This is a genomic window from Kocuria rhizosphaerae (assembly GCF_044462265.1).
Lineage (GTDB): Bacteria > Actinomycetota > Actinomycetes > Actinomycetales > Micrococcaceae > Kocuria > Kocuria rhizosphaerae.
This window is the reverse complement of the sequence record NZ_JBISWL010000039.1, coordinates 1-8,471: the sequence shown is the minus strand read 5'-3', so window position 1 is coordinate 8,471 and position 8,471 is coordinate 1. Positions and strand designations below refer to the sequence as shown.

At 72.1% G+C, this 8,471-nt stretch carries 8 protein-coding genes; 6 read left to right on the top strand and 2 right to left on the bottom strand.

The window, feature by feature from the left end; translation table 11 throughout:
* Both sucB and ACH9EU_RS04860 read left to right on the top strand, forming a co-directional pair.
* Positions 1-1,489 (top strand): 2-oxoglutarate dehydrogenase, E2 component, dihydrolipoamide succinyltransferase (gene sucB, locus ACH9EU_RS04865; RefSeq protein ID WP_396412815.1); only part of this gene is annotated, 1,489 nt, incomplete at its 5' end.
* A 110-nt stretch (positions 1,490-1,599) separates the two neighbouring features.
* Complete coding sequence (locus ACH9EU_RS04860) at positions 1,600-1,953, top strand: hypothetical protein (RefSeq protein ID WP_396412814.1); 354 nt, start codon at positions 1,600-1,602, stop codon at positions 1,951-1,953.
* A 41-nt stretch (positions 1,954-1,994) separates the two neighbouring features.
* Here ACH9EU_RS04860 and ACH9EU_RS04855 read toward each other — a convergent pair whose 3' ends face one another.
* The gene (locus ACH9EU_RS04855) at positions 1,995-3,563 is read right to left on the bottom strand and encodes a protein kinase (protein ID WP_396412813.1); all 1,569 of its coding nucleotides are present in this window, start codon (positions 3,561-3,563) and stop codon (positions 1,995-1,997) included.
* A 94-nt stretch (positions 3,564-3,657) separates the two neighbouring features.
* Here ACH9EU_RS04855 and lipB point away from each other — a divergent pair, with 94 nt between their 5' ends.
* From lipB to ACH9EU_RS04840, 3 genes are all read left to right on the top strand, one after another.
* Entirely contained in the window at positions 3,658-4,359 is a 702-nt protein-coding gene (gene lipB / locus ACH9EU_RS04850; RefSeq protein ID WP_396412812.1) for a lipoyl(octanoyl) transferase LipB, read from the top strand.
* Positions 4,360-4,427: 68 nt separating this feature from the next.
* A complete protein-coding gene (gene lipA, locus ACH9EU_RS04845) occupies positions 4,428-5,435 on the top strand; it encodes a lipoyl synthase (protein ID WP_396412811.1) in 1,008 nt (335 codons plus the stop codon).
* Between the two features lie 125 nt (positions 5,436-5,560).
* Positions 5,561-6,340 (top strand): DUF4191 domain-containing protein, encoded by a 780-nt coding sequence (locus ACH9EU_RS04840; protein WP_396412810.1) that lies wholly within the window; start codon positions 5,561-5,563, stop codon positions 6,338-6,340.
* 89 nt (positions 6,341-6,429) lie between these two features.
* Here the strand turns inward: ACH9EU_RS04840 and ACH9EU_RS04835 are convergent, their stop codons facing one another.
* Entirely contained in the window at positions 6,430-6,873 is a 444-nt protein-coding gene (locus ACH9EU_RS04835; RefSeq protein ID WP_396412809.1) for an RDD family protein, read from the bottom strand.
* A gap of 195 nt (positions 6,874-7,068) precedes the next feature.
* On the opposite strand from ACH9EU_RS04835, the gene glnA reads away from it, so the two are divergent.
* Positions 7,069-8,471: type I glutamate--ammonia ligase (glnA, locus tag ACH9EU_RS04830; protein ID WP_396412808.1), on the top strand; the 1,403-nt coding region annotated here is incomplete at its 3' end.

Sequence of the window (8,471 nt, the reverse complement as noted above, 5' to 3'; positions counted from 1 at the left end):
GCAGGCCGAGGACGCGGCCACGGAGTCCGCCACCCCGGAGGCCACGGACGAGGCCGCCGAGCAGGAGGCCCCCGAGAAGTCCGCCGAGCAGGCCCCGGAGGCCGAGGCCCAGCAGAGCGGCGAGGGCACCGAGATCACCCTGCCGGCGCTCGGTGAGTCCGTGACCGAGGGCACCGTGACCCGGTGGCTCAAGCAGGTCGGCGACGAGGTCGCCGTCGACGAGCCGCTGCTGGAGGTCTCCACCGACAAGGTCGACACCGAGGTCCCCTCCCCGGTGGCCGGGACCCTGCTGGAGATCCGGGTGCAGGAGGACGAGGACGCCGAGGTCGGGCAGGTCCTGGCCGTCATCGGCTCCGGCTCGCCGCAGGAGGCCCCCGCCCAGGAGAAGCCCTCCGCCGAGGAGAAGCCCTCCGCCGAGCAGGCCGAGGACGCGGCCACCGGCGAGCAGGAGGAGGCGCCCTCGCGCGAGGAGGCCCCCGTGCGCACCGAGGAGCCCGCCGTCGCGGAGTCCTCGGGGAACGGGAAGGAGGAGGCCGAGGAGGAGAAGCCGGGCACCACCGACGGCTCCGACGGGTCGGCCTACGTCACCCCGCTCGTCCGCAAGCTGGCCAAGAAGGAGGGCGTCGATCTGTCCACGGTGACCGGCACCGGCGTGGGCGGACGCATCCGCAAGCAGGACGTGCTCGCCGCCGCGGAGCAGCAGAAGGGCGCCCAGGCCCCCGAGGCACCGGCCGAGCCCGCGACGGCCGCCCCGACGCCGGACGAGAGGCGCGGCACCACGGAGAAGGCGCCGCGGATCCGCCTGACCATCGCCCAGCGCATGCGCGAGTCGCTGCAGGAGGCGGCGCAACTCACCCAGGTGACCGAGGTCGACATGACCCGCGTGGCGGGGCTGCGGGACCGCGCGAAGGCGAAGTTCCAGGAGCGGGAGGGCGCCAAGCTCACCTACCTGCCGTTCTTCGCCAAGGCCGTGGCCGAGGCCCTGCAGGTGCACCCCAAGCTCAACGCCACCTTCAAGGAGGCCGAGAAGGAGATCGTCTACAACCCTGCCGAGAACATCGCGATCGCCGTGGACACGCCGCGCGGTCTGCTGGTCCCCGTCATCAAGAACGCGGGTGACCTCAACCTCGGCGGGCTGGCCAAGAAGATCGCCGACGTGGGCTCGCGGGCCAAGGACGGCAACATCACCCCGGACGACCTGACCGGCGGAACGTTCACGATCACGAATCTGGGCTCCTTCGGCGCTCTGTTCGACACCCCGATCATCAACCAGCCGCAGGTCGCGATCCTCGGCACGGGATCGATCGTGAAGCGCCCCATGGTCGTCTCCGACGCCGACGGCAACGACACGATCGCCATCCGCCAGATGTGCTACCTGTCGCTGACCTACGACCACCGCCTGGTCGACGGCGCCGACGCCGGCCGCTTCCTGCAGACGCTCAAGGCTCGGCTCGAGGAAGGCCGCTTCGAGTCCGAGGTGGGTCTCTGACCGGCGCCCCGGCCCGCCGCTGACGGCCGGCACGACGAGAGGGTGTGTTCCTGAGCACAGGGGCACGCCCTCTCGTCGTAGGCGCACCCGGCTCCGATAGTCTCGGAGGCATGACCTTCCTGACCGGACTCCTCGTCCTCCTGCACCTCCTCGGCGCCGCGATCATCGTCGGAACATGGATCTACACCATGAAGCGGCCCACCGTCTCCCCGGGTCAGTTCCACGCCTCCCTGCTGAGCCTGGTCACGGGCGTGCTGCTCGTCGGCATCCACGAGATGGGCGACGGCGAGGTCAACCACGTCAAGATCGCGGTCAAGCTGCTGATCGCGCTCGCCGTGGCGACCGCCGCCTACGTGGGCCAGCGCAGGACCAGGCACGATCAGCCCGTCTCGACCGGCCTGGCCCACACCGTGGGCGGCCTGGCACTGGTGAACATGGCCGTCGCCACGCTCTGGCCGGTCTGATCCGCCCCGTCCACGCCCTGCCCGACCCCCGGTGCCGCCGCTCAGCGCCGGGGGTCCGTCGTCCCCGGAGCGGGCGGGGCCGACCGCTCCGGCCCGCCGGCCGGGGCGGGCACCACCTCGCCCAGGCGCCACCCCCGGGCCGTGCGGACGACGACCACCTCGACGGTCTGCACCCACGTGTCGCCGGCGGCCACCACCCCCGGCGCGTTGCCGGGTTCGCCCCGATGGCCGCGGACGTGGACCTCGGCCATGTAGGCTGCGGCCGGCGGACCGGCCGGCCCGCCCCGCTCGACCTGCCGGGCCTCGCCGACCGACAGCTCCAGCCCGCCGAACGGCCGTGCACCGTCCCCCGCCGTGCGCTCCAGGAGACGGCGGTCCGCGGCCGCGGCCTCCGCTCCGGGGGCGTAGACCTCCTCCAGCAGTCCGGCGTCGCCCGTCCGCAGCGCCGTGCCGCGCAGGGCCACGAGCTCCTCGAGGGCTTCCCGGGGGCCGCCGGGCACCGGCCCGCCCGCCGCGCCGGCCGGCTGCCGGCGGGCGGCGCCGGCCGCGTCCCGGAAGGCGGACGGGACCGAGGCACTCTCCGCCGGCCCGAGCCGTGGCCGGACCCGCGGCACCTCCTGCGGCCCGTCCGGCGTCGCCGCCGGTCCGACCAGCGCGCCGCCCAGCACCAGGACGGCACCGCCGGCCAGCAACGCCGCGGACCGGCGGACGTGCCGTACCCGCGGGACGGGCCGCCGGCGGGGCCCCGGGACCACGGGCGGTGGCTCCTCCGCCGCCCGGGCGAACCGGGCGGCGAGCTGTGCGGCGACGGGCCGGTCCGCGGGGTCCTCGGCGAGCGCCGCCGTCACGACCTCGATCAGTCCCGGCGGGACGTCCGGCCGCAGTACGGTCAGCGGGACACGGTGGGCGCCCTCCCCCGGCGCCCGTCCGGTCAGTGCCGTCCACGCCACGACGCCGAGGGCGCGGACGTCCTCCGGACGGCTCCCGGCCCCCGTGCCGGGGCCGATGGCCGCCGGCGGGGGCGCGTCGGCCCCGGTGATCGTCGCCCCGGCCGGCGGGCCGCGGAAGAGGATCTGACGGGCGGTGAGAGCGCCGTGGCACCGGCCTCGTCCGTGCAGCACCGCCAGACCGGCCGCGGCGTCACGCAGGACGGGACAGAGCTCCGCCGAGTCCGGCCGGGCCCGGTCCACCAGTCGATCGGCGAGGGAGCCGCCCGCCAGGTTCTCCTCGACGACCCCGACGGGTTCCGCCGCGGGACCGAGCAGTCCGCGGACGGCCACCACGTGCGGGTCCTCGCAACCCGCCAGGGCCACCGCGAGGGCGCGGGCACCGGCCCACGACCGCTCCCGCTCCGGGGCGGTGCCCCCGGAGCAGAGGTGGAGCACGAAGTGCTCGCCCGAGTGCCCCTCCCGCACGAGCCAGGCGTCGCCGCCGAGCAGTCGCACGGGCTCCAGCCCCTCCTCCGGGGGCAGCCGCGGGGGCACGGGCGGTGCTCCCACGGCCGTCCCGGCCCCGTGGGCACGCACGGCCGCGGCGATCCGGTCCCGTGCCGCGGGCACGGGCCCGACCGGTTCGAGCGGGGCGTGCTGCTGGTGCGAGGCGTGGTCCATCCGCCCAGCATGCCCGCCCGGCCCGGGCCCTGCCGGCGCCGTCCACAGCCCCACTCCGGAATCGCGCGCCGTCGCCGCGCGATAGGCTGGGGTCATGTCCCTCGCCTTCGAACGACTCGGCTTCGACCCGCACCTCGTCGACTACCGCTCGGCGCTCGAACTGCAGCAGAACGTGCACCGGCAGGTCGTCGCGGGCGAGCGGAACAACACGGTCCTGCTGCTCGAGCACCCGCCCGTCTACACCGCCGGCCGGCGCACGGAGCGGCACGAGTATCCCGCCGACGGGACCGAGGTCGTGGAGATCGGCCGCGGCGGCAAGCTCACCTACCACGGGCCGGGGATGCTCGTGGGCTATCCGATCGTCCGCCTGACCACGCCCATCGACGTGGTGCGCTTCGTGCGCCTGCTGGAGGAGATCATCCTGGCGGTGGTCGCGGACTTCGGGGTGGATGCCACGACCGTGGCCGGCCGCTCCGGGGCGTGGGTGCTCGCCGACGAACGGGGGCCCGATCGCAAGATCGCCGCGATCGGCGTGCAGGTCTCGCGGCGGACGACGATGCACGGCTTCGCCCTGAACTGCTCCAACGACCTGCGCCCGTTCGGCACCTTCATCCCGTGCGGTATCACGGACGCCTCCGTCACGAGCATCTCGCAGGAGACGGGCCGAACCGTGACCCCGGCGGCCGTCGTGGACCGGGTGGAGCAGGAAATATCCGCCCGCCAGGACGAGTTGTGCGAACAGTTCCTCCCGTCCCTTCCCCCGGGGCCCCTGCCCTGGACGACCGCCGTCAGCTGACCCGCACCGTCCCCCGGCACCACCGGGACCGGAGCACCACCGTCGACATCTCGACAAGGAGACCGACCATGACCGTTGCCCCCGAGGGCCGCCGCCTGTTGCGCGTGGAAGCCCGCAACGCCGAGACGCCCATCGAGAAGAAGCCGTCCTGGCTCAAGAACACGGCCCGCATGGGACCGGAGTTCCAGGAGCTGAAGTCGCTGGCGCGCGGAAAGGGCCTGCACACGGTGTGCGAGGAAGCCGGTTGTCCCAACATCTACGAGTGCTGGGAGGACCGGGAGGCGACGTTCCTGATCGGGGGGTCCAAGTGCACCCGCCGCTGCGACTTCTGCGACATCGCCACGGGCCGGCCCGACCCGCTGGACTTCACCGAGCCGCGCAAGGTCGCCGAGTCCGTGAAGGAACTGGGCCTGCGCTACGCGACCGTCACCGGTGTGGCCCGCGACGACCTCGACGACGGCGGCGCGTGGCTCTACGCGGAGACGATCCGCGCGATCCACACCCTCAACCCCAACACCGGCGTGGAGATCCTGATCCCGGACTTCCAGGGCAAGCCGGACCGGCTCCAGCAGGTCATCGACGCCGAGCCGGAGGTCTTCGCCCACAATGTGGAGACCGTCCCCCGCATCTTCCGCCAGATCCGCCCGGCGTTCACCTACGAGCGCTCCCTGGACGTCATCACCCAGGGCAAGGACGCGGGCATGATCACCAAGTCCAATCTCATCCTCGGCATGGGGGAGACCAACGAGGAGATCCACGAGGCGCTGTGCGACCTCAACGACGCCGGCTGCGACATCATCACGCTGACCCAGTACCTGCGTCCCTCCCCGCTCTTCCACCCCATCGACCGCTGGGTCAAGCCCGAGGAGTTCGTCGAGCTGTCCGAGCTGGCGGAGGAGATCGGCTTCCTGGGCGTCATGGCCGGCCCGATGGTCCGCTCGTCCTACCGTGCCGGGCGGCTGTGGGCCCGCGCCATGGAGAAGTCCGGCCGGGAGATCCCCGCCCACCTCGCACACATCGAGGACGAGGGGACCGCGTCCCAGGAGGCATCCTCCCTCGTGCAGCGACTCCGCTGAGACCGGGCCCGGCCCGGCCTGCCCCACCCGCTAGACTGGAGGACGGGTCACGGCGGGACCCTCGAGTGCGCCCGCCGCAGGTCCCCCAGGAACACCGCCACCGCACCACAGGACGAGGTCTCACCGTGTCACCTTCCAAGTCGCGCCCGTCGTCGCGAACTTCCTCCGCCGGGAAGCCGGCCGGCAAGCCCACCCGGGCGCAGCGGCGGGAGGAGAAGAAGAAGCGGAAGGCGGCCAAGGGCCCCGGCTTCCTGGGCCAGATCAAGCAGGTCTTCCGCATGACCCGCGAGGCCGAACCGAACATCGGCTGGTGGATGCTGCTCGTGGGGGTGGGCGTCCTGCTGGTCTTCCTCCTCGTCGGCGTGCTGGTGGGCAACTGGATCACCGGCCTCCTCGTCGGCCTGCCCTTCGCCGTGCTCTCGGCCTCCTTCCTGCTGTCCCGGCGCGCCGAGCGCGCGGCCTTCGCCCGGATAGAGGACCAGCCCGGTGCGGCGGGCGCCGCCCTGTCCTCGTTGCGCCGCGGGTGGATCGTCGAGGACCAGCCCGCGGCGATCGATCCCCGCACCCGCGACCTCGTGTTCCGCGCGGTCGGCCGCCCCGGCGTGGTCCTCGTGACGGAGGGCCCCGCCGGCCGCGTCGACAAGCTGGTCACCAAGGAGCGCCGCCGGATCGGGCCCGTCATCCAGAACGTGCCCATCCACGTCATCAAGACCGGCAAGGGCGAGGACCAGGTGCCCCTGCGCGACGTCGCCAAGCGCATGAAGAAGCTCGAGAAGAAGCTCACGCAGCAGGAGGTCCAGACCGTCCACAAGCGGATCAGCACCCTGAGCAACCGGCTGCCGATCCCCAAGGGCGTCGACCCGCAGCGCGCCCGCCCGGACCGCAAGTCCATGCGCGGCCGCTGAACCGGCATCCCCCGAACCGGCATCCCACAGCGACGGAGCCCCTCCCCTTCTGGCGGAAGGCGAGGGGCTCCGTCGTCGGAAGGGACGGCTCAGCGGGTGCGGACCACCAGCGTGCCGACGGCCCGGTCGTGGAGGCCGCGCTGGTCGGGGTCGAAGACGACCGGCGGGATCAGCAGGCACAGCAGCAGGGACCGCAGCGCGGACCGCGCGAAGCCGGCCGGACGGCCGTCGAGGGTCTGGACCTGCAGTCCCAGCACGAGGTGGCCGGGCGTGTGGCCGGTCGCCCCGACCAGCAGGACGTTCAGAACGAACAGGCATGCCAGGGTCCCGAGACCGTGCGCGTTCCACTCGGGGACCAGCAACTGGGCGAGCCCCCAGCACAGGAACCAGTCCAGCACCAGGGCCACGGCCCGCCGCCCGAAGCGGCCGACGGAGCCCGGCCCCTCCGCGGGACGCCCGAGCCGCTCGCCGGGGTGTCCGTGGCCGGTGGCCGGCCCCTCGAGCCATGAGCCCACGTCTCGTCTGTCGATCATCGATCCAGGATATCGGGCCCGTCCGTCACCTAGACTGGCCGAGGACCGTGGCGCAGTGGCCTCCTCGCGTAACACCGTGGAAACGTCTGTGATACGGAGCCTTAATGCCCGGTCCGTAGCGTTGACCGCGGAATCGGACGCCGCTGGCGGCTCACGGGCACGGCGGTCCAGCCCAGCTATCAAGGAGAACAGCACATGTTCCAGTCACCCGAGGAAGTCCTCACGTTCATCAAGGACGAGGAGATCGTCTTCGTCGACATCAGGTTCACGGACCTGCCCGGCGTCCAGCAGCACTTCAACCTCCCGGCCAAGTCGGTGGACGACGACTTCTTCGTGCACGGCCAGCTGTTCGACGGCTCCTCCATCCGCGGGTTCCAGGGCATCGCGGAGTCGGACATGCAGCTCATCCCCGACCCCACCTCCGCGTTCGTGGACCCGTTCCGCGTGGAGAAGACCCTCGTCGTGACCTGTTCGATCGTCAACCCGCGCACCGGTGAGCCCTACCACCGCGACCCCCGCGGTGTGGCCGAGCGAGCCGAGGCCTACATGACCTCCACGGGCATCGCCGACATCGCCAACTTCGCCTCCGAGGCCGAGTTCTTCATCTTCGAGGACGTCCGCTACGACGTCCAGCCGCAGGGCTCCTTCTACGCCATCGACTCCGACGAGGCCCCCTGGAACTCCGGTCGCAAGGAGGAGGGCGGGAACCTCGGCAACAAGACCTCCACCAAGGGCGGCTACTTCCCGGTCTCCCCCGTGGACAAGCAGGCCGACCTGCGCGACGCCATGTGCGTGGCGCTGGACGAGGTCGGTCTCGAGGTCGAGCGCTCCCACCACGAGGTGGGCGCCCCCGGTCAGGCCGAGATCAACTATCGGTTCAACACCCTCACGAAGGCCGCGGACGACCTGCAGAAGTTCAAGTACGTCATCAAGAACACCGCGGACGCCTTCGGCAAGTCGGCCACGTTCATGCCCAAGCCCGTGTTCAACGACAACGGCTCCGGCATGCACTGCCACCAGTCGCTGTGGAAGGGCGGCGAGCCGCTGTTCTACGACGAGAAGGGCTACGCCGGGCTCTCCGACCTCGCACGCTGGTACATCGGCGGGCTGCTCGAGCACTCCTCCGCGGTGCTCGCCTTCACCAACCCGACGGTCAACTCCTACCGCCGCCTGGTCAAGGGTTTCGAGGCCCCGGTCAACATGGTGTACTCGCAGGGCAACCGCTCCGCCGGCATCCGCATCCCGATCACCGGCACGAACCCCAAGGCCAAGCGCCTCGAGTTCCGCGCCCCGGACCCCTCGTGCAACCCGTACCTGGCGTTCGCGGCCCAGCTGATGGCCGGCCTGGACGGCATCCGCAACCGCATCGAGCCGGCCGACCCGATCGACAAGGACCTCTACGAGCTGCCCGCCGAGGAGGCCAAGGACATCAAGAAGGCCCCGGCCTCGCTCGAGGAGGCCCTGCTGGCCCTGGAGGAGGACCACGAGTTCCTGCTCGCCGGTGACGTCTTCACCGAGGACACCGTCCAGTCCTGGATCGAGTACAAGCGCGAGTTCGAGCTCAAGCCGCTGTCCGTTGTCCCGCACCCGCTGGAGTT